Annotated in this window: 19 protein-coding genes; 9 read left to right on the top strand and 10 right to left on the bottom strand. The window is 69.6% G+C overall.

Annotated elements, in window-relative coordinates; translation table 11 throughout:
* Positions 1–21: 21 nt before the first annotated feature.
* The 4 genes from OG975_RS40575 to OG975_RS40560 form a co-directional block, all read right to left on the bottom strand.
* Entirely contained in the window at positions 22–633 is a 612-nt protein-coding gene (locus OG975_RS40575; protein WP_381252808.1) for an ATP/GTP-binding protein, read from the bottom strand.
* Positions 584–1,015, bottom strand: a complete 432-nt coding sequence (locus OG975_RS40570) for a DUF742 domain-containing protein (RefSeq protein WP_327435295.1) — start codon at positions 1,013–1,015, stop codon at positions 584–586. Before OG975_RS40570 ends, OG975_RS40575 begins: the two co-directional genes overlap by 50 nt.
* 71 nt (positions 1,016–1,086) lie before the next feature.
* Entirely contained in the window at positions 1,087–1,560 is a 474-nt protein-coding gene (locus tag OG975_RS40565; protein WP_330310361.1) for a roadblock/LC7 domain-containing protein, read from the bottom strand.
* A gap of 2 nt (positions 1,561–1,562) precedes the next feature.
* Entirely contained in the window at positions 1,563–4,139 is a 2,577-nt protein-coding gene (locus OG975_RS40560; RefSeq protein WP_406334570.1) for an ATP-binding protein, read from the bottom strand.
* A 343-nt stretch (positions 4,140–4,482) separates the two neighbouring features.
* Here OG975_RS40560 and OG975_RS40555 point away from each other — a divergent pair, with 343 nt between their 5' ends.
* Positions 4,483–5,442, top strand: a complete 960-nt coding sequence (locus tag OG975_RS40555) for an ABC transporter substrate-binding protein (RefSeq protein WP_406334569.1) — start codon at positions 4,483–4,485, stop codon at positions 5,440–5,442.
* 79 nt (positions 5,443–5,521) lie between these two features.
* The gene (locus tag OG975_RS40550; RefSeq protein ID WP_406334568.1) at positions 5,522–7,102 is read left to right on the top strand and encodes an aromatic amino acid ammonia-lyase; all 1,581 of its coding nucleotides are present in this window, start codon (positions 5,522–5,524) and stop codon (positions 7,100–7,102) included.
* A 70-nt stretch (positions 7,103–7,172) separates the two neighbouring features.
* Here OG975_RS40550 and OG975_RS40545 read toward each other — a convergent pair whose 3' ends face one another.
* Positions 7,173–8,624 carry an MFS transporter gene (locus tag OG975_RS40545; RefSeq protein WP_406334566.1) on the bottom strand — a complete coding sequence of 484 codons (1,452 nt, stop codon included), beginning with the start codon at positions 8,622–8,624 and terminating at the stop codon, positions 7,173–7,175.
* A 382-nt stretch (positions 8,625–9,006) separates the two neighbouring features.
* Here OG975_RS40545 and OG975_RS40540 point away from each other — a divergent pair, with 382 nt between their 5' ends.
* Positions 9,007–9,615: a TetR/AcrR family transcriptional regulator gene (locus tag OG975_RS40540; RefSeq protein WP_406334564.1), complete on the top strand. Its 609-nt coding sequence runs from the start codon at positions 9,007–9,009 to the stop codon at positions 9,613–9,615.
* Positions 9,616–9,725: 110 nt separating this feature from the next.
* The gene (locus OG975_RS40535; RefSeq protein ID WP_406334562.1) at positions 9,726–10,949 is read left to right on the top strand and encodes a carbohydrate-binding protein; all 1,224 of its coding nucleotides are present in this window, start codon (positions 9,726–9,728) and stop codon (positions 10,947–10,949) included.
* An 83-nt stretch (positions 10,950–11,032) separates the two neighbouring features.
* On the opposite strand, the gene OG975_RS40530 is transcribed toward OG975_RS40535, so the two are convergent.
* Positions 11,033–12,472, bottom strand: a complete 1,440-nt coding sequence (locus OG975_RS40530; RefSeq protein ID WP_406336689.1) for a gamma-aminobutyraldehyde dehydrogenase — start codon at positions 12,470–12,472, stop codon at positions 11,033–11,035.
* 784 nt (positions 12,473–13,256) lie between these two features.
* Between OG975_RS40530 and OG975_RS40525 the strand changes: the two genes are divergently transcribed.
* Genes OG975_RS40525 through OG975_RS40510 form a run of 4 tightly spaced genes read left to right on the top strand, consistent with a single transcriptional unit; the run spans position 13,257 to position 17,171 of the window.
* Positions 13,257–14,342 (top strand): extracellular solute-binding protein, encoded by a 1,086-nt coding sequence (locus tag OG975_RS40525; RefSeq protein ID WP_406334561.1) that lies wholly within the window; start codon positions 13,257–13,259, stop codon positions 14,340–14,342.
* Entirely contained in the window at positions 14,342–15,229 is an 888-nt protein-coding gene (locus OG975_RS40520; RefSeq protein WP_406334560.1) for an ABC transporter permease, read from the top strand. Before OG975_RS40525 ends, OG975_RS40520 begins: the two co-directional genes overlap by 1 nt.
* Before the next feature lie 10 nt (positions 15,230–15,239).
* Entirely contained in the window at positions 15,240–16,046 is an 807-nt protein-coding gene (locus tag OG975_RS40515; protein WP_406334559.1) for an ABC transporter permease, read from the top strand.
* A 3-nt stretch (positions 16,047–16,049) separates the two neighbouring features.
* Positions 16,050–17,171, top strand: coding sequence for an ABC transporter ATP-binding protein (locus tag OG975_RS40510; protein ID WP_406334557.1), 1,122 nt, complete (start codon positions 16,050–16,052; stop codon positions 17,169–17,171).
* Between the two features lie 25 nt (positions 17,172–17,196).
* Here OG975_RS40510 and OG975_RS40505 read toward each other — a convergent pair whose 3' ends face one another.
* Together OG975_RS40505 and OG975_RS40500 are read right to left on the bottom strand one after the other, a co-directional pair.
* Positions 17,197–19,707: an ATP-binding protein gene (locus OG975_RS40505; protein WP_406334556.1), complete on the bottom strand. Its 2,511-nt coding sequence runs from the start codon at positions 19,705–19,707 to the stop codon at positions 17,197–17,199.
* A gap of 143 nt (positions 19,708–19,850) precedes the next feature.
* Positions 19,851–20,675 (bottom strand): intradiol ring-cleavage dioxygenase, encoded by an 825-nt coding sequence (locus OG975_RS40500; protein ID WP_406334555.1) that lies wholly within the window; start codon positions 20,673–20,675, stop codon positions 19,851–19,853.
* A 179-nt stretch (positions 20,676–20,854) separates the two neighbouring features.
* Here OG975_RS40500 and OG975_RS40495 point away from each other — a divergent pair, with 179 nt between their 5' ends.
* Positions 20,855–21,295: a PAS domain S-box protein gene (locus tag OG975_RS40495; protein WP_406334554.1), complete on the top strand. Its 441-nt coding sequence runs from the start codon at positions 20,855–20,857 to the stop codon at positions 21,293–21,295.
* A gap of 96 nt (positions 21,296–21,391) precedes the next feature.
* On the opposite strand, the gene frc is transcribed toward OG975_RS40495, so the two are convergent.
* Together frc and oxc are read right to left on the bottom strand one after the other, a co-directional pair.
* Entirely contained in the window at positions 21,392–22,663 is a 1,272-nt protein-coding gene (gene frc / locus OG975_RS40490) for a formyl-CoA transferase (protein ID WP_406334553.1), read from the bottom strand.
* 57 nt (positions 22,664–22,720) lie between these two features.
* Positions 22,721–24,472: an oxalyl-CoA decarboxylase gene (oxc, locus tag OG975_RS40485; RefSeq protein ID WP_406334551.1), complete on the bottom strand. Its 1,752-nt coding sequence runs from the start codon at positions 24,470–24,472 to the stop codon at positions 22,721–22,723.
* Positions 24,473–24,704 lie beyond the last annotated feature (232 nt).

Raw genomic sequence — 24,704 nt, 5'->3', positions numbered from 1 at the left:
GGCTTCGAGCCCGTCCCCCTTTCATCGTTCGGCGGTGGCCAGCGCGTGTTCGAGTACGACGAGCAACGCGTCCCGCACGGAGCCTCGTTCGCGTGCGTCGAACACGGTGAGGGGCACGTGGTCGCCGACGTCGAGGGCCCACCGTACGTCGTTCAGATCGTGTTCGACCTTGCCGTCGAAGGCGTTGACGGCCACCGCGAAGGGGATCTCGCGGTGCTCGAAGTAGTCGACGGCCGCGTAGCAGTCGTCGAGACGGCGGGTGTCGACTATGACGAGTCCGCCGAGCGCGCCCTCGACCAGGTCGTCCCACATGAACCCGAACCGCTCCTGGCCGGGGGTCCCGAACAGATACAGCTTCAGGGTCGGGTCGAGGGTGACGCAGCCGAAGTCCATGGCGACGGTCGTCGTCATCTTCTCCGGGGTGTGGGTGAGGTCGTCGACGCCCGCGGCGACCGAGGTGATGGACGCCTCGGTGGTCAGCGGCTCGATTTCGGAAATGGCGCCCACCGTGGTGGTCTTGCCCACGCCGAAGCCGCCCGCGATCACCATCTTCACCGGCAGCGGCGGCCGGGGCCCCTCGGCGTCAGCCCTCACGGATCGCGCCCCGGGAGTCGGGGATAGCTCGGAGACCATCGATAACCCTTCGCAATACGGTGACATCGCGGTTGGAGCGGGCCTGTGGTGCGTACAGGGCCAGTTGACCGTCCGCGCGCAGATCATCGGCGAGCACCCGGATCACATTCAAGTGCATCCGCAGTTTCGCCGCGATCTCCGCCAGCGACTGCGGCTCACGGCAGACCGTGATGATGTCGCGGTGCTGGTCGAAGACGAAGGCGTCCAGCGCGGCAAGACCCAGATCGGTAGCGACCACCTGCGTCTCGATCGGGATCGGCGGTACGAGACTGTCGCCGCCGGCGATCCGTCCCGCGGTCAGCAGGAACGGCCGGACGACCGACGCGGGGGGCTCCACTTCCCACCCCGCGCCGTCGGTGGCTGATGGCTCGCCGGCCGTCATCTCGTCCTCCCCCCTTCGCTTCGCGAACCGTCGTCGGTCATGTGACGGCCCAGGTGACGGCCCGCCGGACGTCAGCCGGCCGGCGCGATGCCCACGGTGTTCTTGAGCTCCATGACCAGTTGCGGGCTCAGGACCGCACCGGCACGGTTGGCGAAGAGGGTCATCTCGTACGCGATGTTGCCGAGCTTCGCCTCCTTGGAGGCGACCACGCCGAGCACCGCGCCCGCGCCGAGCGCCGACACCAGGACGTGCCCTTCCTCCAGGTCGATGATGACCTTGTTCAGGGCGCCGAGGCCGTAGTTGCCGGACGCGCCCATGGCCAGGCTGGTCATACCGGAGACGATCGCGGCGAGCCTCTCCGAGTCGGCCTGGCCGCGCAGTTGGGACACCGCGATGAGCAGTCCGTCGGAGGAGACACCGATCACGTCGACGACCCCGGCCGTCTCGGTGGCGAATCGATTGAGCAGCCAATTGAAGTCGGCAGCGGCGGTCTTCACGTCCGTCACCGGTGCCACGGCTCCGGACTCCGGCTCGCCTGTCCACATGGTCACTTGCTCATGCCTTCCGGGGATGAGGGTCTGCTGTTCTCTGTGCTGGGTCGGTTCGGGACACCTGGCCGGCTCCCCGGCCGGGTCGCCCCGGTGGTCCGGTCGTCGGCCGCGCTGTCGCGCTCGGCCCGCAGGACGGCTGCCTCGAACTCGTCGATCTCGGATCGTGCCGCCTCCGCGTCCGTGGGCTGCCAGGCGGGCGGACGCGGGTTCGTGACGGTCCGTTCGGGCTGACGGCTCGAAGCGGTGCCGGCCGACAGGGTCGCACCGCGCACCCGGCGGCGCAGCGGACCGGCCTCGCCGGGCCTCGGCTCGGTCGCCGTGCCGGGGCGGGGGTCGGCGGCGCCGGTGCCGGGCCGCGCCCCGGACCCGTTCGCCGGGTGGGCCAGGGCGTCCTCGCCGCCGAGGGGTCCCGCGGACTCCGTGCGGCGGGCGTGGCCGGGGGATTCGCCGCCCCGGGGGCGCGCGGGAACCCTGCGGGGCAGGCCCGAGGGGCCGGGCGGCGACTCGACCGTCGCGGGGCGCGGCTCGCTCCTGCCGGAGCGGCGGGCCGGCGGCAGGATGTGCGGGGCCCGCGCCGCGGCCTGTGCCGGGTCGGTGAGCAGGAGGTGGGAGGAGGGGACCGCGACGGTGGCCGTGACGCCGCCGCCCGGGGTGCGGGTCAGGACGACCTCGATGCCCCAGCGCCGGGACAGTCCGCCGACCACGAACAGGCCGAGGACCTCGGTCGGCGCCAGGTCGAGCCGTTCACGGCGGATCAGGCGGGAGTTCTCCTGCTCCAGCCGCTCGGGGCTCATTCCGAGCCCGTGGTCGATGATCTCGACGAGGGCGCCGCCGGCGGAGCCGTGCCGGGGACGCAGGACCACCTCCACGCCGCTGGACGCCGGGGAGAACATCACCGCGTTCTCCAGCAGTTCCGCGAGCATCAGCGTGAGATCGCCAACGATGTCAGGGGCTACGGTGACATCGCCCTCGGCGTGCGGGGTGACCCGCTGGTAGCCCTCGATCTGGCCGAGTGCGGCGCGCACGATGTTGCTGAGCCGCATGGGTTCGGTGCCCAGGCCCGTCTCGCTGATACCGGCGAGCAGCATCAGGCTGTCGGCGTTGCGCTGGAGACGTACGGCGATGTGGTCGATGCGGTAGAGCCGGTCCAGTACCTCCGGGTCGGTCTCGCCGCGCTCCACCGAGTCGATCAGCGCGAGTTGACGTGCCGTCAGATTGCTGACGCGGCGTCCGACGTTGCCGAACATCTCGGCGATGTTGCGGCGGCTGACGACCTGGCGTTCCAGCAGGGCGGTCGCGGTGACCTGAACCTGGTTGAAGGCTTCGGCGAGTTCACCGATCTCGTCACGCACCGGCACGGGTACGGCTTCGAGGCGCGGCGGGCTCGCGTCGTCGGCGTCGTCGTCCGCGACCCGGGCCAGTTCGGTCCCGGCCGCGGTGGCCACGTGCTGGGCCGCCTCGGTGAGCGTCCGCACGGTCCGCACCACGGAGCGGCGCATCAGCACCGAGAACAGGAGCCAGGCCCCGAAGGCGAGCAGGGTACCGACGGTCAGCCAGACCACCTGCCACCAGGCGCTGTTGGACGCGCCCTGGGTGTCGGCGGCGATCTCTCCGATGAGCTCATCGACGATCTTCAGCCGGTTCCGGGCCTGGCGCTCATAGGTGGGGTCGGCGCTCAGCGCGTCGCCGAGGGCGTCCCGCAGCTGTGCCGAGCTCTCGGCGACCAGGCCGCCGGGGTCGACCTGGATCTCGGCCCAGTGCTGCGTGATGACGCTCTGGTACGGGCTGTGTTCGATCTCCGCGAGGTCGCTGCCCTGTTCGGTGGTGGCGAACCGGGTGAACCGCTCTGCCTGGTAGGTGTACTGGTCGTAGTCGCCGACGGCCGCCGTGAACTCGATGAGCGCGTTGGGGTCCCGGGTACGGGTGGCGAAGACGCTGGTCTCGAAGGAGGCGTGGGCGGTGTCGGCACGCAGCAGCGCGTCGAGCAGGCTGCCCGCGGACGACGAGGACTCGCTGCCGGACTGGCCGAGTCCGAGGCCGTTGATGAGGCCCTCGATCACCGATCCGTACGCGGGGTCGATGTTGTCGGCGGGTATCGGACCCTGTTCGACGGTCTTGCGGAGGCTGTCCAGGCCCTCGAGTTCCTTGAGCGCCTGCGCCTCGGCGTCGGGCAGCCGGTCCCCGTAGGTCGACCGGACGGTTTCGGCCTGGGTGCTGACCTTGTCCTGCGCCTGGAGGTACGAGGAGGTGTCGGGCGGACTGTCGCCGGAGCGGGCGGCCTCGTAGCGCAGGGACACGAGGAGCGCCTGCCGGTGCTCGGTCTGCACACCGTCGATGAGTTTCGTGACCTGCGCGCTGTCCCGCACGAGTTGGGCGGTGTCGGCGGCGGACCGGGCACGGTCGACCTGGCCGTAGACGACGTAGGAGAGCATCGCGGAGACGACCGCGAGCGGGACGATCACCAGGACGTTGAGTTTCCGGCGGAAAGGCCAGCGGTCGAGAAGGGAAGGCGTCCGGCCTGCTCGGCGAGCCGTGGACGGCTGTCCCGGGGCGGACTTCCTGTGCGCGGGCACCCAACCTCCTTGACTTCAATCCCCGTGGGAGCCCATTGCCAGGGCGCATGGATCGGCGGTCGCGACAGCACGGTCATGCCCGATAAGTGGAACATGGCCCTCGACGCGGCCAACAGTAGCGGCTGCCGTAAGAGTGCGGCCATGATCAACCAAAAAGTGACATGTGGAGACGCCGGATTCGCTCGCATTTTGGTCACGTTGTGCATACGGACTGAAGCCGCGCGGTCCCCATCAGTGATCTATTCGTGTCTTGACGGTCCATGAGGCGGCTCGATTGGATCGTCCGGACGACTGTCAACACCCGCGCCTTCCGGCCACCTTCGCCCCACCATGCCAAGTCTGGATGACCAACGTGACCATCGCCAGAAGCACCAGAACGTCCGCAACGTACGCTGTTTCCCTGCTGGTTGTGGCCACGGCCGCACTGACGGGCTGCGGTTCCTCCGACGACTCGGGCAAGAGTGACCCGTTGAAGGGGGACTCCGCCAAGGCCGGTACGGTCGTTGTCGGTTCCAACAACTTCCCCGAGAGCATCCTGCTCGCCGACATCTACGGCGAGGCTCTCAAGTCGAAGAACATCAAGGTCAGTTACAAGCTGAACATCGGCAGCCGTGAGACCACCTACGGTCTGATCAAGAACGGCACGATCACGGTCCTGCCCGAGTACAACGGGGCCCTGCTCGCCTATCTCGACGCCAAGGCCGCCCCGACGACCGTCGAGGAGACCAGCAAGGCCATCGCGGCCAAACTCGATGCGAGCCTGACCCTGTTGGATCCGTCCGAGGCCCAGGACAAGGACGCGATCGCCCTCAACGAGGCCACGGCCAAGAAGTACAGCCTGACGGAGAAGTCGACGATCGCCGACCTCGCCGACGTGGCGAAGGACCTGGTCATAGGCGGCTCGCCCGAGTTCCAGACCCGGCAGCAGGGCCTGAAGGGCCTCAAGTCCGTATACGGTCTCGAATTCAAGTCCTTCAAGGCGCTGGACGCGGGCGGTCCGCTGACGGTGGCGGCCCTCAAGGGAAACAACATCCAGGCCGCGGACATCTTCTCGACGGACCCCGGAATCAGCAAGAACAAGTTTGTTGTGCTCCAGGATCCCAAGAATCTCTTCGGCTTCGAGAACGTGACTCCGCTGGCCTACAAGAGCGGTCTCTCGTCGGCCGGAGTCTCGGTGCTCAACACCGTCTCCACGAAGCTCGACACGGCAACACTGGTCAAGCTCAACAGCCAGGTGCAGGACGACAACAAGGACCCGCTGGACGTGGCCAAGGCGTGGCTGTCCTCCGCCGGGCTGGTCTGACGGGTGCGTGACGGCCGGGGCGGACACCCGCTCCGGCCACACTCGCTGACGACGTACGGCTGAGGAGACAACGTCCGTCATGCTCAAGCGCACCGCCGGCACGACCACCGGCGGCACGGCCAGTTGTGCCCCGGCGACCGGTGCGTCACTCGACGGTCACGGCCTCGATGTGGCCACGGTCGCCCGGATCGCCGACGGCGCGCTGCCTCCCGCCGTACGTCCGGCGGCGCTGGAGGCGATGGAGCGCACCCGGCGGGCCGCGCGCGCTCTGGCGGAGGACGGCGCCCGGGTGTACGGGCGCAGTACCGGCGTCGGGGCGCACCGGGGCGTCGCCGTCGAGGAACGGGACGGCGCGGGCCATGACCTGCGGCTGCTGCTCAGCCATGCGGGCGGCCTGGGCGACCCGCTGCCCGTGCGCCAGGTCCGCGCGATGATGGTGGTGCGGACGAACCAACTGCTCGCCGGGGGCTCCGGTCTGCGCCCCGGGATCGCCGTGGCCCTCGCGCACGCGCTACGAGCGGGGGCGCATCCCCTGGTCAACGAGTACGGGTCGGTCGGCACCGGCGACCTGACGGCGCTGGCCCAGTTGGGGCTGGCGCTCTTCGGCCACGGCACGTGGCAACGGGACGGGACGGGCGGCGAGGAGCCGTTCCCCGAGCGGCTGGAGATCCAACGCGGCGACGCGCTGGCCCTGTTGAGCAGCAACGCCCTCACCCTCGGCCAGTCCGCGCTCGTCTGCCACGACCTCGGCGGGCTGCTCCGCGCCGCGCACGCCGTGGCAGCGCTGTCGCTGCTCGCGATCGACGGATCCCTGGAGGCCTACGCCCCCGAGGTCCACCGGGCCCACCCGCATCCGGCGATCGGTCGGGCGGCGGCCTGCGTACGGGGGTTGCTCGTGCCCGGCAGGCCGGAACAATGGCCGTCCGCGATGGCGGAGCAGTCGGCGCCGCTGGTCCCGCGTGTGCAGGACCCCTTCGGTTTCCGATGTTTTCCCCAGGTCCACGGGCCCGCGACGGAGGCCTGGGCAGGCCTGGAGCGCGTGCTGTCGATCGAGCTCAACTCCGCCACCGAGAACCCCCTGATCGGGTGGGACGAGCCCACGGGTGTCCCGGTCGCCCATCATCACGGCGGTTTCTTCGCCACGCCGCTCACCCTCGCGCTCGACCAGCTGGGCCTCGCCGTTCTCGGCACCGCCCGGCTCTCCGCGGCCCGGCTGTCCGGTCTCGGCCGCCCCGAACTGACCGGGCTGCGCTCCTACTTGGCCGACGACGCCTCGGCGGGGTCGGGGATGATGATCCTGGAGTACAGCGCCGCGGCCGCGCTCGCCGAGATCCAGGCGGGCGCCACCCCGGCCGCCCTCGGTCACGTGGTGCTGTCGCAAGGGCTGGAGGAGGCCGCGAGCTTCGCCACCCAGGCGGCCCGCAAGTCGCTGCGGCTGGCCCAGGCGTACCGGCTGGTCCTGGGCTGCGAACTGGTCGCCGCGGTACGGGCCCTGCGCCAGCGCGGCACCGTACCCGTTCCGGGGACCCCGGCGGGCCGCGCGTACGCTCGCGCGGCGGCGGTCCTGGACCCGGCGATGGAGGACCGCCCGCTCACGGACGACGTGACCGACGCCGCGGCCCTCCTGGACGAGTTCGCCGAACTCGCGGCAGGATGCTGATCGTTCCGGGCGCCGGGTCCAGAACCCACGCGACGGTCAGCTCCACATGCCGGTCAGCTCCACTTACGCGTCAGCTCCGTGCGCCGGGCGTGACCGCCTCCGGTTCCGTGCGCGGCACGTCGTGGGAAGCGCGCGGCATCCCGGAGCCGCGGCCGGCGCGCTGCACCGGGACGAGGAGCGCGGCCAGCGCGGCGGCGAGGCAGAGCAGGGCGAGCAGGCTGAACCCGTGGGTGTAGCCGGACCCGTACGGCAGGCCGGAGGGCTGGAGTCGGCCGGTCACCAGGACGCTGGTCACCGCGGCGCCGATGGAGCCGCCGATGGTCCGGATGTTGGCGTTCATACCGGTCGCGGCGCCGGTCTGTTCGGCCGGGACACTGCCGACGATCAGGTTGGCCATCGAGGCGAAGGCCAGTCCGATGCCGAGCCCGAACACGCCCGCCGCGAAGGCCACTTGCCACTGCTGGTCGTGCCACAGGGCGAGGAAGCCGCAAGCGACCGCGCCGAGCGCGGCGCCGGTGGTGAGCAGCTTCTTGGCACCCAGCACAGGCTCCAGACGGCCGCTCAGCACACCCGAGCAGAACATCGCGATCAGCATCGGCAGCATCAGCAGTCCGGCCGCCGTCACGCTCGCGCCGAAGCCGTACCCGGCGGAGCTGGGGGTCTGCACGAAGCCCGGCAGGAAGGACCAGATCGCGTACATGCCCGCGCCGAACAGCAGCGCGGCGGCATTCGTGGTCCACACCGCGGGCAGCCGCATGATGCGCAGATCGATCAGCGGGCTGTGGGAGCGCGCCTCGACGAACAGCCACAGCGCGAAGAGCAGCACGGCGGCGGTGAACAGACCGATCACCCTGCCCGATCCCCAGCCCCAGCGGCTCGCCTGGCTGAGCGGCAGCAGCAGGGCCACCAGCCAGCCCGACAACAGGACGGCGCCGAACCAGTTGACGCTCCCCTCGGCCCGGCGGGGCGACTCGGGGACGTAGCGGAGGGCGATCAGCGTGGTGAGGGCGACGATGCCGACGGGGAGCCAGAACAGCCAGCGGTAGTCGAGGGCGGTCACGATGGGACCGGCCGCCACCATGCCGACTCCGCCTCCGGCGGCGATCACGGCGGACAAGTTGCTGATGCTGCCGCTCACCTCGGACGGGGCGAACTCGTCCCGGATGATGCCGAAGGACAGCGGGAACAGCGCGCCGCCGATGCCCTGGACGACCCGGGCGACGATCAGCACGCCGATGGTCGGCGCGAGCGCGGCCAGCAGACAGCCGGCCATGACGGCCAGCAGGACGGCGACAAGGGTGCGCTTCTTGCCGATCAGGTCGCCGACACGGCCGAGGATCGGTGTGAAGACCGAGGCGGACAGCAGATAGGCCGTCATCACCCAGGTCGCGGTGGACTGCGAGGTGTGCAGGGCGTGCTGAACGGTCGGCAGGGCCGGTGCGATCAGCGACTGCAGCATGGCGAACACGCCCGCGCCGGTCGCGAGGACCGCGAAGGTGAGGCGGGTGGATTTCCGGGGCATGAAAGGCCTCTCCGAACAAGCGAACAGGGTGCGGCCGAGGTCATCGGGCGACGGTCGTTCGGGCTCGGCACGCCGCGGGGCGGCGTCGAGCACGCCGACGGCCGCGGGGAGCGGTCGCGGAGGACTGTGGATGTCGGTGTGGTGCGGGTGGCGGGCGGTGCGGTCGGCGCAGGGCCCGCGATGAGAGCGAGTCGAACCGAACCGAATCGCCGGCACAGGGGGTGCCGTCGCGGATACGCGAAGGGTGCCGTCGCGTCGGTGATGCGTGCGGCCGCACGCGTCCACGGCGAAACACACCCCGCACTGGTAAAGTGGAGGTACCCCTCCACTGTAGCGGAGGCATACCTCCGCTTCAACCTCGTTCCCCGCCAGGGAGGCAGCAGTGCCGGCTCAGCCGTTCCCCGTCAGCGAGATCGTCGCGTCCCAGCGGCCACACCGGAAGGACGCCGCCCGCAACTACGACGCGCTACTGGCGGCCGCGCGTGAGGCGTTCGCGGAGAACGGCGCGGAGGCGTCCCTGGAGGACATCGCCCGCCGCGCGGGCGTCGGCATCGGCACGCTCTACCGGAACTTCCCGACCCGCCGCCACCTCTTCGAGAGCGTCTACGCGGGCGAGGTGAACGACCTGTGCCGGGTGGCGCAGGAGGTCGCCGGGCTGGAGCCGTGGGAGGCCCTGACCTCGTGGCTGCGCCGGTTCGTGGACTACACCGTGACCAAGCGGGCCATCCGCGAGGCGCTCAACAACGAGTCGGAGATCTTCCTGGCCTGCCGGGACTCGATGTACGCGGCGGGCGGCCCGCTGTTCGAGCGGGCACAGAAGGCCGGGGCGGCCCGCGCGGACATGGACTTCGACGACCTCCTGCGGATGGTCGCCGGGATCACCGCGACCAACTTCCTCGACGACGCCCAGCGCGACCGCGTCCTGACCGTCGCCCTCGACGGTGTCCGCGTGGCACCGACCGTCGCGGCACCCCCGGCGGAGTCCAGGTAAAGAGAATGTATGGTCTAGTCCAAAGACTCTTCTGGTCTAGTCCAACTCATTGACGTGATCGCGACAGCCCCCAGAGGCTGGGGCCACTCCCCCACTCCCCTGGAGGCACAGTGAGACGTCTTCGCGCATGTCTGGGTGCGGCAGCGGCCGTAAGCCTGGCCGCAGTCGGCACGACCGCCCTGGTCGCGGGCAATGCCTCGGGCGCGACCACCGCGCTCAGCAACCGCTGGTATGCCGCCGCCCCCTATCTGATGCCACTGGACAACGACCCGCCGGACCCGGGCGCCATCATGGACGCGACCGGCCTCAAGGCATTCCAGCTGGCGTTCATCCTCGCCCCCAACGGCGGCGGCTGTTCCCCCACTTGGGGCGGCACGGCCGCCGTCTCCTCCGACACCGCCGTGCAGTCGGTCATCAACACCATCCGCGCCAAGGGCGGCGACGTCTCCGTCTCGATCGGCGGATACGGCGGCACCAAGCTCGGCCAGACCTGCTCGGATGCGGCCGCTACCGCCGCGGCGTACCAGCAGGTCATCACCAAGTACGGCCTGCACGCGATCGACTTCGATCTGGAGGAGCCGGAGTACGAGAACACGGCGGCCATCAAGAACGAGATCGGCGCCGCCAAGATCCTCCAGCAGAACAACCCCGGCCTCTATGTCTCCGTCACCACGGCCGGTACGGCGGACGGCACCGGCTGGTTCGGCAAGCAGATGCTGCTGGAGGCGAAGTCGCAGGGGTTCACGCCGAACAACTTCTCCATCATGCCGTTCGACGGCGGCTTCAGCGGCGCGGCCTCACAGACCAGCGCACTCACCAACTTCAACACGATCCTCCAGTCCACCTTCGGCTGGGACCAGGCGACCGCCTACGCCCACGAGGGCTTCTCCGGCATGAACGGACGCAGCGACACCGGCGAGTACTTCTCACAGGCCGACTTCCAGACGGTGCTGGACTACGCCACCAGCCACAACATGGACCGCTTCACCTTCTGGTCCCTCAACCGCGACCGCCAGTGCACCCCCGCCGACAACGGCGGCCGCACCTCGGGCACATGCTCCAGCGTGGCCCAGAACTCCTGGGACTTCGCCAAGTACTCGGTGAAGTTCGCCGGAGCCACCCCGCCCACCAGCACCCCCACCCCGACACCCACGCCGACCCCGACCCCGACGCCGAGCACCGCGTGCGCGACCGCCTGGAGCTCAACGGCGGTCTACACCGCCGGCAACGAGGTCTCGTACAACAAGCACAACTGGAAGGCCAAGTGGTGGACCCAGAACGAGACGCCCAGCGCCGTCGACTGGGGGCCGTGGCAGGACGAGGGGGCCTGCTGACGTCCTGAAGGTGTGAGGCCGGGGCGCCCACCGGGGTGCCCCGGCCCGGCTCAGCGGGTCCGGGACGTGCCCCAGCAGCCTTGTCACAGCGAGGTCATGACGTGCTTGATGCGCGTGTAGTCCTCGAAGCCGTACGCCGAGAGGTCCTTGCCGTAGCCGGACTTCTTGTAGCCGCCGTGCGGCATCTCGGCGACCAGGATCATATGGGTGTTGATCCATACGCAGCCGAAGTCGAGGCGCTTGGACATGCGCATCGCGCGGGCGTGGTCCTTCGTCCAGACCGAGGAGGCGAGAGCGTAGTCGACGCCGTTGGCCCACTCCACGGCCTGGTCCTCGTCGGTGAAGCACTGGACGGTGACGACCGGGCCGAAGACCTCGTTCTGGATGATCTCGTCATCCTGCTTCAGGCCGGAGACGAGGGTGGCGGCGTAGAAAAAGCCCTGCTCACCGACGCGGTGACCGCCTGCCTCGACCTTGGCGTGCGGAGGGAGCCGGTCGACGAAACCGCTCACCTGGGCCAGCTGGTTCTCGTTGTTGAGCGGGCCGAAGAGCACGCCCTCCTCGTCGATGCCACCGGTCCTGATGCCGGCGGTGGCTTTGGCCAGCGCGGCGACGAACTCGTCGTGGACGGACTCCTGGACAAGGACGCGCGTGGCGGCCGTGCAGTCCTGGCCGGCGTTGAAGAAACCCGCCGCCGTGATGCCCTCGACGGCCTGCGCGATGTCCGCGTCGTCGAAGACGACCACGGGAGCCTTGCCGCCGAGCTCCAGGTGGACACGCTTGACGTCCTTCGCGGCGCTCTCGGCGACCTGGATGCCGGCACGTACGGAACCGGTGATGGCGGCCATGGCCGGAACCGGGTGCTCGACCATGAGCTGCCCGGTGGTCCGATCGCCACACACGACATTGAGCACACCGGCGGGCAGATCCAGCTCCCGCAGCACGCCACCGACGATCCCGGCGAGCAGCACCGTGGACGCGGGTGTGGTGTCCGAGGGCTTGAGGACCACGGTGTTGCCCGCGGCGATCGCCGGCGCGAACTTCCACACCGCCGTCATCATCGGGTAGTTCCAGGGCGCGACCTGCGCGCACACACCGATCGGCTCCCGCCGGATGATGGAGGTCAGGCCCTCCGCATACTCCCCTGCCGCCTTGCCCTCCAGCAGGCGCGCGGCGCCCGCGAAGAACCGCAACTGGTCGGCCATCGGAACGATCTCTTCGGTCCTGGTGACGGCGCGGGGCTTGCCGGTGTCGCGGCACTCCGCCTCGACCAGTTCCTCGGCGCGCGCCTCGACGGCGTCCGCGATCTTCAGGAGCAGCTTCTGCCGGGTGCTGGGGGTGGAGTCTCGCCACACGGAAAAGGCCGCCGCTGCGGCTGCCATCGCCGCGTCCACGTCTGCCGCCCCCGAAAGCGGTGAACTCGCGTACACCTCACCGGTGGTGGGGTCGACGACCGGCAGCGTGCGACCATCCGTCGCGTCGACGAATTCACCGTCGATGTAATTGCGCAGGGTATGGCGCAGGGTGCGGATTTCGCTCACGACGTTCTGTACTCCTCGTGGCTTGAGAGTCGTAGGGATTCAAGAGATCTGCCGGGAGGCCGGCTGGAGGATGGCGATGACGCAGCGCCCCAGGGGTGGAGGGCGGCCGTGAGGGTGCGTTCCGGTCGTGCCGGGTGAGAGGGCGTGGCCGAACGACGCGGAACTGGCGATTTCCGCGCCGGCGGGCCATGCCTGAGGGACAGCAGCTGAGGCTCGGACGACCTGACCAGGCCCGGTCTCCGTTCCAGGCCAGTGACGCTATCCGCCACACGAACCAGCCAAGAAGTGGCGGATTCATCCATCGTCCCGAGGCCGTATGGATGATCTGCACACCAAGCGGGGCCATGCGGTCCGGACAGGACGAGGCGACGTCTGTCTTCTGGACATGGGCGCGCCCACGGGGAAATCACTCATTGACGCGCGGAGGACATGTCCCTACTGTTGCGCCACGCGGTCGCCGGGCTGAGGCAGACCGCGTGTACCGGACGTTCCTTTTTCCGCGGATCGCCTGATCGTGATGGCGGATGTGAACGAGTTCCGGAATGTCATGGCCGTTGGCGACGGCTATGGGCTCCTCAGGTCGCAATTCGGCCTGGTCCCTCGTGATGCAGATCGCAGATCGCCCATCTCCTGTTTTTCCCTCTGGTACTGATCCCTGCCGCGCCCCCTGTTCATCGCGCCCCGCACCGTCACGGGTGTGCGCTGACGCGCGCCGTCGTGTTCCAAGAAAGGCATGGCCACAATGAATGAGCAGTCACACAGAAGCATGAGCCGCCGGTCGATCCTGCGGGCGGCCGGAGCCTCCGCGCTGGCGGCCCCCCTCGCGGGGAGTCTGCTCACCGCGTGCAGCACCAAGTCGACCCCGTCGGCCAAGCCGAACACCACGGTGACCGTCACCTCGTACGGCGGCTCGTACAACGATCAGCTGACGAAGACCCTGCTCAAGCCCTTCGAGAAGAAGTCGGGTGTGCGCCCGTCGCTGCTGGCCAACACCAGCCTCGCCGGGCTCAAGACCCAGGTGCAGTCGGGCGATGTCCAATGGGACCTGGTGGAGCTGACCGCGCCGGAATACCTCCAGGCCGTCGACGAGGGGCTGTTGGAGAAGCTGGACTACGGCGTCATCAGCGACAAGGGACTGCCCGCCTATGCGAAGGCCGACTACGGCATCAAGTATCTGAGCTTCCTGTTCGTGATGGCCTGGGACCAGAAGCACATCCCGGATGCCCAAGCGCCGAAGAACTGGGAGCAGTTCCTGGACCAGGGGCGCTACAAGGGCAAGCGATCCGTCTACTCGCAGTTGTCCGACAGTTCGATCCTGGAGGCGGCACGACTCGCCGCGGGCGTGCCGTTCGACAAGATCTACCCACTCGACGTCGACGCGGCCCTGAAGTATCTGGCCCAGCACCCCGGGCGCGACGGGCTGATCTACCACACGGCCAATCAGGAGCCCATCCAGCAGCTGACCTCGGGTGAGGTCGCGCTCTCGACAAGCTTCAACAACCGGATCAGCGCCGCCCGCAAGGACGGGGCGAGGCTGAACTTCACCGCCAGGAACAGTGTCGTCGCGGGCGACTACTTCGTGGTCCCCAAGGGCGCCAGGAACAAGGAGGCGGCCTTCCGGCTCCTGGACTTCATGAGCAACGACGCCGCGGCCGGCGCCGACTTCATCCAGACCACCAACCTCACCCTGGCCAACACTCCGGCGCTGGCCAAACTGCCCTCCTCGGTGGCCGATTCCCTTCCCACCAGTCCCAAGCTGGCGGACTCGATCCTGGTCCGCGACGACACCTGGTGGGCCAAGAACCTCAAGGCGACCGAGCAGCGCTTCAAGCTGTGGCAGGCGGGCAGCTGATGACGTCCACCGTCACGCGTGACGCGGCGTCCGCGACCGCGCCGGCCGGCGCCGCTGCGCCGCGGCGGCGCCGACGCCCGCGCGGCACATGGTTGCTGCTGCTGGCGCCCGTGCTCGCCTTCGACGCCGTACTCTTCCTGACGCCCCTCGGCAAACTCGTCGCGGCGAGCACCCACGGCCACGCCTACCAGCGCGTGCTGAAGGACCCGCTGGTGTCGCGTTCGCTGCTCAACACCTTCGAGATCAGTGCGCTGTCGACGCTCGCCACGGTCGTGCTCGGCTACCTGCTGGCCGTGGTGATCTGGCGGCGCGGGCCGCTGGCGCGGGTCGTGCTCTTCGCTCTGGTGCTGCTGCCCTTCTGGACCGGCGTCCTGGTGAAGAACTTCGCCTGGGCGGTCCTGCTGCAGGACAACGGCCTGGTGAACACCGCACTGCAGGGCCTCGGTATCACCGATGCCCCGCTGGCCCTGCTCCACAACCGCTTCGCCGTCGTGCTCGGCATGGTGCACTACCTGCTGCCCTACGCCGTCTTCCCGATCTTCGCGGCCCTGGCCGCGATCGACGACCGGCTCGAACTGGCGGCCCGGTCGCTGGGGGCGGGCGAGGCGTCGGTCTTCCGGCGGATCATCCTGCCCCTGACCGTGCCGGGGGTGTCCGCCGCGGGTCTGCTGGTGTTCATCATCAGCACCGGATTCTTCATCACGCCCGTCGTGCTGGGCGGCCCCGGCGACATGATGATCGCCAATCAGATCGACTTCTACGCAAGGCAGTTGACCGATTTCGCCGGTGCGTCGGCGCTCGCGCTGCTGCTGACCGTCATCGTCAGCGTGCTCGTCGCGGTGTACCAGCGGATCCTTCGTGCAGGAGGCGAATATGAGGCTCACTAGACCTCGACATGTGTCCTCTCTGATCGCCTCGGTGCCGGTATTCGTCTTCCTGGTGGTGCCGACCCTGATCGTGCTGCCGATGGCGTTCACCGGCAGCCGTTACATCACCTTCCCGCCCGGGCAGTTGTCCACCGCGGCGGTCACCGGGTTCTTCCGCGACCAGGCGTGGATGTCGGCCCTGACCGCCAGCCTCCAGGCGGCCGCTGTCGCGGTGGTGATCGCGGTGCTGCTCGGCGGCACGGCCGCGGTGGCGCTGCACGGGCGTACGTTTCCCGGGAAGGCGGCGATCACGGGCCTGCTGCTGGCACCGATGATCGTGCCCGCGGTGGTGCTGGCCCTGGCGTTCTACCAGTTCTTCATCTCCGTCGGCATGGTGGGGACGGTCCTGCCGATCGGCCTGGCCCATGCCGTGATCGCCGTACCGTACGCCTTCCTCACCGTGCGGGCCAGCCTCGCCGGGCTCAACCCGGCGCTGGTCCGCTCGGCGAGCAGCCTGGGCGCGGGAGCGTTCTCCGTCACGCGGTTCGTCTATCTCCCGGTCATCCGGCCGGGGCTTGTCGCGGGGGCGCTGTTCGCCTTCTCGGTGTCCATCGACGAGACGGTCATAGCGCTGTTCCTGCAGTCCCCGAACGCGACGACGCTGCCGGTGAAGATGTTCACCGACATCCAGTACAACCTGACGCCCAAGATCGCCGTGTCCTCGGCGATGCTCGTCACCGTCGCCACGCTCGGTCTGCTTGTACAGGTCTGCTTCACCATCCGCCGCCGCTCCGTCGCACGGCTGCTCCCCTTGACCGCCCCCGAACAGACAGGGTGAACCATGACCACCACGATCACACAGCAGTCATCCGCCTCGGCTGCGCACGAGGAGCGACGTGGCGCCATCGAGCTGCGGGGCGTTCGCAAGATGTACGGGAGTGTCGCCGCCGTCGACGATCTCGATCTGTCGATCGATCCCGGTGAGTTCGTGACGCTGCTGGGGCCGAGCGGCTCGGGCAAGACCACGACCATGATGATGGTCGCCGGCTTCGAGGAACTCACCTCCGGCACCGTGCTGATCGACGGCAAGCCGGTGGACCGGCTGCCCCCCAAGGACCGCGATCTCGGCGTCGTCTTTCAGAGTTACGCCCTGTTCCCGCACATGAGCGCGGCCGAGAACGTCGAGTTTCCGCTGCGCATGCGAGGGGTGCAGCGCGGTGAGCGGCGCAGGCGCGCGGAGGAGGCACTCGCCCGCGTCGGTCTGGCCGGGCTCGGCGACCGTCGTCCGCGTCAGATGTCCGGCGGCCAGCAGCAGCGCGTCGCACTCGCCCGTGCCCTGGTGTTCAACCCCGCGGCCCTTCTCCTGGACGAGCCGATGGCCGCCCTGGACAAGCGCCTGCGCGAGCAGATGCAGGACGAGGTCAAGACACTGCAGCAGTCGCTCGGCATCTCCGTCCTGTTCGTCACCCATGACCAGGACGAGGCCATGTCCATGTCCGACAGGATCGTGGTCATGCGCGACGGCAGGATCGTGCAGGAGGGCGCCCCCGAGGACGTGTACGCACATCCGCGTACCGACTGGGTGGCCAACTTCCTCGGCGACACCAACCTGTTGCCCTGCACGGTGCTGGAACGGGGAGACGGCGAGGCCGTCGTCGACCTCGGCGCATGGGGAGTCGGGCGGGTACGGGACCGCGGGGCCAAGGGCGACGCGTACGCGGTCTCCGTCCGCCCCGAGCATCTGCGGTTCGTCGATGCCGACCGCACCGAGAACGGCGGCTCCGGCCGGGTCCTGTCGTCCACCAGCCTGGGAGCCACGATCCGTCACCGACTGCACGTGGGCGGCCAGGACGTGATCATGCGCGAACTCGGCACGGGCTCGCGCGCGACGGGCGCCCTCGACGCCGAGGTGACGGTCGGCTGGTCCGCGGAGGAAGCTCAGTTGCTCGTCCTGGAGCCCTGAGGACGGGCGCACCTCCCTGCGGAACTCATCGCAGGGAGGTGCGCCCGTCCTTCGTTCGTGCGGCCACCCATAAGGCGATCTGTGTGCGCGATCGCATGCCCAGCTTGTCGCGGACCTTGTCCAGATGTGTGGCGACCGTACGGATCGAAAGATCGAGCCGGTCCGCGATCTGACGATTGGTCAGCCCGTCGGCGACCAGGTCGGCCACCATGAACTCCCTTGCGGTGAGCGTGGAGTGGTCGTCGAGGACGTGCACGGCGGCCGTTGCCGTTCGGTGGTCGCCGCCCCTTTCCCGCAGGGCATAGGCGACCAGCCGGTCTCCGAGCAGCCGGTGGCCCCCGCTGACGGCGGCGTCCCGCGCGGCCGCCGAGAGCCGTGTCCGCGCACGGATCGCCGTCTGTTCCACCTGGCGTCGCCATGGGGCCTCGGGCTCGGTGTCCATCCGGCGGCGTGCCTGCGCGCTCGCCTCGTACAGGCGTAGGGCTCGCTGCATGTCTCCACTCTCGGCGGCCACGAGGGCCAGGCCCTCAATGGGGTACAGCGCGTGGAAACTTGCTTCAGGGACGATCCGCAGCACTTCGGCGAACAGCGCCTCAGCACTTTCCAGCCGGCCGAGGGCCAGCCGCACGGCGCCCGCGGTGTGCAGAGCGGCCGCGGCCCGGCTCCACGGCGCGTGCTCCCTGAGCACGGGCAGGCACCGGGACATGAGCACGTCGGCCTCGTGTTCCCGGCCGGCCTGGAGCAGCGCCCACGCCAGATGATGGGTGCACCACGCGGTGTCGTGCGGTCTGCCGAGTGCGGCGACGATGTCCAGGCACTCGCGGAAGTCCGCGACGGCGGCGGCGAATTCGCCGCGGCACAGCCGGGCCGCGGCCCGCGCGTCCAGGGCGTTGGCAAGGCCGGCGGGGTGGTTGCGCGTGCGTTCCATGTCCACCGCCCGCTCGCCCAGGCGCAGTGCCTGGGCGAGGTCGGCCTGCTGGCAGGCGACGCGCGCGGCGAGCGCCGGCACCGCTCCGCCGAGCGCCCGGCCTTCGGCTTCCCGCAGAAGTCTGTTCAGCAGCGTACGGGCGACCGACGGCTGCTCCTGCTGGAAGTGCACGCGAGCCAGTTCCAGCACCAGCCGAGGATGCGCGGAACCGTCGTGGCCGGTCGCGGAGGCCAGGGCCGCCGCGAGATTGTCCCGTTCCCCTCTCAGCGGGCCACCGGCCTGGTCGGCGAACACCTCGTCGCCCACCCGGTCCGCCAGTCCGTTCAGCCACTCGATGGCCCGTTGCCGCGTGGTGGGCAGCTCGCCGGAGGCGAGCAGGCGCTCCATGGCGTAGACGCGGATGGCATCCAACTGCCGGAATCGCACGGACTGCGCGTCTCCTGGCATGCGGGCGATCAGCGACTTGGCCTCAAGGGCGCACAGCACGCGGAGTATCTGCCATGGTGCGACGCCGCCGCCGGCACAGACCACCTGCGCCGCGGCGGTGTCGAACCCGCCGACGAGGACCGCGAGCCGCCGGAAGACCGCCTGTTCCGCCGGATCGAGCAGCCGATGGCTCCAGTCGATCGCGGCAGCCAGTCCGCTGTGGCGCCGGGGCCCGGTTCGGCTTCCGTCCGTCAGGAGGGACAGCTGGTCGTCCAGTCCGGCCAGGACGTCACGCAGCGGGAGGGTGCCGACCCGGCGAGCCGCCAGTTCGACGGCGAGCGTCAGGCCGTCCAGCCGGCGGCAGATCTCGGCAACGGTCCGGCCGTTGCCGCGGTGGAGTGTGAATCCGGGTGCGCTGCTCGAGGCACGTTCGACGAACAGCCGGACGGCATCCGACCGCAACAGGGCTACCGGGTCGTCCCCGGCATCGGCCGGCGGCAGAGACAGTTCTACGACCCTGTACACGATCTCGCCGGGTACGCGCAGAGCCTCCCGGCTGGTGGCCAGGATCCGCAGCCGGGGGCACTGGCTCAGGAGGGCCGCGGTCAGTCGGGCACAGGGCTCGGCCAGATGCTCGCAACTGTCCAGAATCAGCAGCCGGGAAGCGTCGCCGATCGCACGGACCAGTACGTCGACGCCGGACAGTCCCGCCCCTTCACCCACCGCCAACGCGGCGGCCACCGTCTGCGCGAGCAGAGCGCCGTCATGCAGCGAGTCGAGTGCGACCAGGTCGACCCGCCCGCCGCGCGGACCGCCCTTGGCGAACTCGAGCGCCAGCCGGGTCTTGCCGACGCCGCCCGCACCGGTCAGGGTGACCAGCCGCGACGTCCTCAGCAAGGTGCGCAGCCGCGACAGCTCCTGCCGTCGGCCCACGAAGGAGTCGAGCGCCCGTGGCAGGACGCGGCCCTGGGCGATCGAGGAGGCAGCGGTCGACGTCGCGGGCGACGCGGCAGATGAGGCAGGTGCCGCGGCCGGCTGCGGCCGGCCGGAGTCCCCGCGCGCCGACCGTTGCCTGAGCGCCCGTTGTCTGCACGCGTTGGAGCAGTAGCGAGCCGGCCGGCCGCCGTGTGGTCTCGCGGTCAGCGCCGCGCCGCACAACTCGCACGTTCGACTCCGGCTCATCCTCGATTCCTGGCCGCACCTTCCGTGGACGAAACCATCGAGTCCATCGCCTTGTCCGTACGCGCGCGCCCACTGCCGCCGGGCCGCACGCCGGCGGCAGCCGGGACTGTAGCGGCGCCCCGGCTGCCGTTCGTGGGTGTGTGTCAGGGTGTGGCGGCCGGATTGATCCCGAGCACGACGGTGCCGGTCACTCCCTTGCTGAGGTCGCTGCCCACCGGTGTGATGGTCAGCAGGGTCGACGATCCGCCGTTGCGGTAGATGCCGTCCCTCGCGTTGAGCGTGCGGGTGGCCGTGTTGCTCCGGTAGGGGGCCAGGGCCGCGACCCTGCTGTTGTACGTCTCCGGGAAGTAGAGCTGGCCGGTGTGGGACACGTGGCCTCCCCGGTACACCCCGCCCGAGACGGTGCCACCGGCATGCGTCTTGATGTGGATGTGGAGGGCGCGGCCGACGTACCAGCCGGGGTAGACGGTGGTGAATTCCGCGACACCGGCGGAGTCGGTCAGTTGCACGCCCCGCAGGAAGGTCGTGTCCGGGGTCGAGCCGCCCGCCACGTATCCCGAGTAGATCCCCAGTGCGTCACAGTGCCAGATGTCGACCGCCGTGTTGGGCAGCGGGGAGCAGGTCGCGCTGTCGATCACCGTGACGCGGAGGGTGAGCGGCACGCCGGCCTTGCCCTCGGTGATGTTCTTGCGGACCGTTTCCAGGTCCAGGTAGTAGGGGCCCTCGGTCTGCTCGGTCGTGAGCACGCACGCGGCGGCCAGGCGGGCGGCGGGCTGGGCCGCGGAGTTCCGTTCCGCGGCGGCGGCCGGCTGCGCGGTGGCGGAACCCGTGAGACCCAGGGCGGCCACTCCGAGGGTCGCGCCGCCCAGAGCGGCGATCACGGATCTGCGGGTGGCGGCGGCCGGAGCGTCGGCCTGCTCGGGGCCGCGCTGCGGCTCCGAGGACATGGGGTGGGGGGTATCAGTCATGCAGTGACAGTGGCGCGTGTGACGGTCCATCGGATCGATCAGATGACCGATGAATTGGGCGCGTTACGAAACTCACCACGCGGCTCACTCGACGGCGGCAACCACCCCTGTCCGCAAGGGTTCCCCCGGAACTGCATTCTGTATACTGTCGCCACCAATGGCCCCGGCTCGGAGGCGACATGGAAGATCTGGATCCCGAGGTGGTGCTGGCAATGGCTGCCCAGGCACCCGACGGCATAGTGATCGTCGATCGTGAAGGACTGATCCGCTACTGGAACCGGGGGGCCGAGCGCATCTTCGGCTTCTCGGCGGCCGAGGTGGCGGGCCGCGATCTCGACATCATCATCCCCGAGAAGCACCGGAAGCGTCATGGGGACGGCTTTCGGACAGCCATGGAGCGAGGGGCCACCCGGTACGGGGAAGCCGACCTCCTGACGGTTCCCGCGCTGGCGGCGGACGGCCGCACCCTGTCCATCGAGTTCAGCGTGGTGCTGCTGACCGAGTCGGACGGCGGCGCGCACGTCGGAGCGGTCATCCGGGACGTCACCGCGCGACGGGCACGGGAGCGGGAGCTGATGCGGCGGCGCGCCGAGGCCGCCGCCGAGCGCACAACAGTCTGAAGCCGGCGGGGGTTTGACGCCCCCTCCAGCCGCTCCCCTCACATGCCGGTGCCCCGCGTACGAGGACCGTACGCGGGGCACCGTGCGTGCCGCGGGTCAGGCGACGACCTGGCCCTCGTGCAGCTTGCGGATGTCGTCCGCGTCGTAGCCGAGGTCCGCGAGCACCTCGTCGGTGTGTTCGCCGAGCAGCGGCGCACCCTCGATCTCGGGCTTGAAGGCGGAGAACTTGATCGGGCTGCCCACCGTCAGATAGGTGCCGCGCTCCTTCTGCTCGACCTCGACGATCGTGCCGCTCGCGCGCATGTCGGGGTCCTCGGCGAGCTCCTTCATGCTGAGCACGGGGGCGCAGGGCACCTCCCACTTCCGCAGGATGTCGACCGCCTCGTACTTGGTCTTGTCGGCGAGCCACTTCTCGATCTCGCCGAAGATCTCCATGATGCGCGGCTGGCGGGCCCGGGCGGTGGTGTAGTCCGGGTCGTCGACCCACTCGGGGTGGCCGATGGCCTCGGCGGTGCGCTTCCAGTTCTGCTCCTGGACCGTGAAGTAGATGTAGGCGTTGGGGTCGGTCTCCCAGCCCTTGCACTTCAGGATCCAGCCCGGCTGGCCGCCGCCGCCGGCGTTGCCGCCGCGCGGCACGGCGTCGCCGAACTCGCCGTGCGGGTACTGCGGGTACTCCTCCAGGTAGCCGATCTTCTCCAGGCGCTGCTGGTCACGGAGCTTGACCCGGGTCAGGTTGAGCACGGCGTCCTGCATGGACACCGACACCTTCTGGCCGAGGCCGGTCGCGTTGCGCTGGATGATCGCGGTCAGCAGCCCGATCAGCAGGTGCATACCGGTGTTGCTGTCGCCGAGGGCCGAGCCGCTGATGGTGGGCGGGCCGTCCCAGAATCCGGTGGTCGACGCGGCGCCACCGGCGGCCTGCGCGACGTTCTCGTACACCTTGAGGTCCGACCACGACGATGAGTCGTTGAAGCCCTTGACCGAACCGAAGATCAGCCGCGGGTTCAGCTCGTGGATGTGGTCCCACCCGAGGCCCATCCGGTCCATGGCGCCCGGCGCGAAGTTCTCGACCAGAATGTCCGCGTCGCGGATCAGCTTCTCCATGACCTCCTTGCCCTCGGGGGTCTTGGTGTTGATGGCCAGCGAACGCTTGTTGCTGTTCAGCATGGTGAAGTACAGGGCGTCGAGGTCGGGGATGTCCCGCAGCTGGTTGCGGGTCACATCGCCGCCCTGGGGGCGCTCGACCTTGATGACGTCGGCGCCGAACCAGGCGAGCATCTGGGTACACGCGGGACCGGCCTGGACCCCGGTGAAGTCGATCACCTTGATTCCGGCGAGCGGCGCGCCCGTGGAAGATGCAGCACTCATGTTGGCTTCCTTCTCGTGAATGATCTCGTGCGGGGAGCGAGTTCGGGGTGAAGGCACTTACTTCTTCGCCGGCGTGATGTTGCCGACGGTGATGCCCTTCGGGTTGAGATGCGCGATGTGGCCGCTCTCGGTACCGGCCGAGGGGTCGATCGCGCAGTCGATGAGCGCCGGGCCGCCCGAGGCCAGTGCCTCGGTGAGGGCTGCGGTGACTTCGGCGGGCGTGGTCGCGCGATAGCCCTTGCCGCCGAACGCCTCGATCATCAGGTCGTGGCGGGCGGCGAGCATCAGGGTCGTCGGGGACGGTGCGTCGTCGAGGGGGTTGACGTCGTCGCCGCGGTAGACACCGCCGTTGTTCATGATGACGGTGACGACGGGCAGCTTGTAGCGGCAGATCGTCTCCAGTTCCATGCCGCTGAACCCGAAGGCGCTGTCGCCCTCCACGGCCACGACCGGTGCGCCGCTCTCGACGGCGGCGGCGATGGCGTATCCCATGCCGATGCCCATGACGCCCCAGGTGCCGCTGTCGAGGCGGTGGCGCGGTACGTGCATGTCGATGACGTTGCGCGCGATGTCCAGCGCGTTGGCTCCCTCGTTGACGAGGTACGTCTCGGGGCGTGCGTGGATGACATCGCGTACGGCCTTCAGGGCGCCCATGAACTGCATGGGGTGCGGGTCGGCCTTGAGTCGCTCCGCCATCTTGGCGACGTTCTGCGCCGAGCGTGCGCCCAGCTCCTCGCGCCAGGCGGCGGGGGCCGCGATCTGGCCGGGCTTGGTGCGTTCGGCGAGCGCGTCGAGGACCGACTCGATGTCGCCGACGAGCGGGGCGGCGATGGGCTGGTTGCTGTCCATCTCCTTGGGCTCGATGTCCACCTGGATGAACTTCGCGTCGGGGTTCCACGACGGCCCCTCGCCGTGGTTGAGCAGCCAGTTGAGGCGGGCGCCGACGAGCATCACGACGTCGGCCTTCTTCAGCGCCATCGACCGGGCGGTGGCCGCGGACTGCGGGTGGTCGTCGGGCAGCAGGCCCTTCGCCATCGACATCGGTACGTAGGGGATGCCGGTGGACTCGATGAACTCCCGGATCTTGGCGTCCGCCTGGGCGTACGCGGCGCCCTTGCCGAGGATCACCAGCGGCCGTTCGGCGCTCGCGAGGAGCTCGATCGCCCGGTCCACGGCTTCGGGCGCGGGCAGTTGGCGCGGCGCCGGGTCGACGAGCCGGCTCAGCGTCCTGGCACCGGCCTCCGCGTCCATGATGGAGCCGAGCACCGCGGCGGGTATGTCGAGGTAGACACCGCCGGGGCGCCCGGAGATCGCGGTGCGCAGCGCGCGGGCGATGCCGCGGCCGATGTCCTCCACCCGGCTCACCCGGTACGCGGCTTTGACGAACGGCTGCGCGGCGGCGAGCTGGTCCATCTCCTCGTAGTCGCCCTGCTTGAGGTCGACGAGGTGCCGCTCGCTGGAGCCGGAGATCTGCACCATGGGGAAACAGTTCGTGGTGGCGTTCGCCAGCGCGACCAGACCGTTGAGGAAGCCCGGTGCGGACACCGTGAGCGCCACGCCCGGCTTCTTGGTGAGGTAGCCGGCGGCCGCCGCCGCGTGTCCCGCGTTGCTCTCGTGGCGGAAGCCGATGTAGCGGATGCCCTGCGCCTGGGCGAGGCGGGCCAGGTCGGTGATCGGGATGCCGACCACCCCGTAGATGGTGTCGACGTCGTTCATCTTGAGCGCGTCGACGACCAGGTGGTACCCGTCGGTGAGCTCGGTCGGAACGTCGGCTGCTGCCGCGGTCTCCAAAGTCGAGGGGGCGGTCATGGTCCGAGGTCCTCCTTGGGCAGGTCATGCCGGTGCGGCTACTCCTCTCACCTTCGGCAGCGCGCCTGCCCGCGTCCAAGACCCATCGACGACCAGCCGATAAACAACATCTATCGATCGCTGGTGGAGGGGCCCGCAACTCCCTTGATAGATGGCTGCTATCGGCCGTTCGCCAGTACGTATTGGACGCGCACCGCGCGCCACCGCAGGCTCGCAGAGGACTGCTTCATCA

It is taken from the genome of Streptomyces sp. NBC_00203, from assembly GCF_045206325.1.
Classification (GTDB): domain Bacteria; phylum Actinomycetota; class Actinomycetes; order Streptomycetales; family Streptomycetaceae; genus Streptomyces; species Streptomyces lutosisoli.
This window is presented reverse-complemented; position numbering and strand designations above follow the sequence as displayed.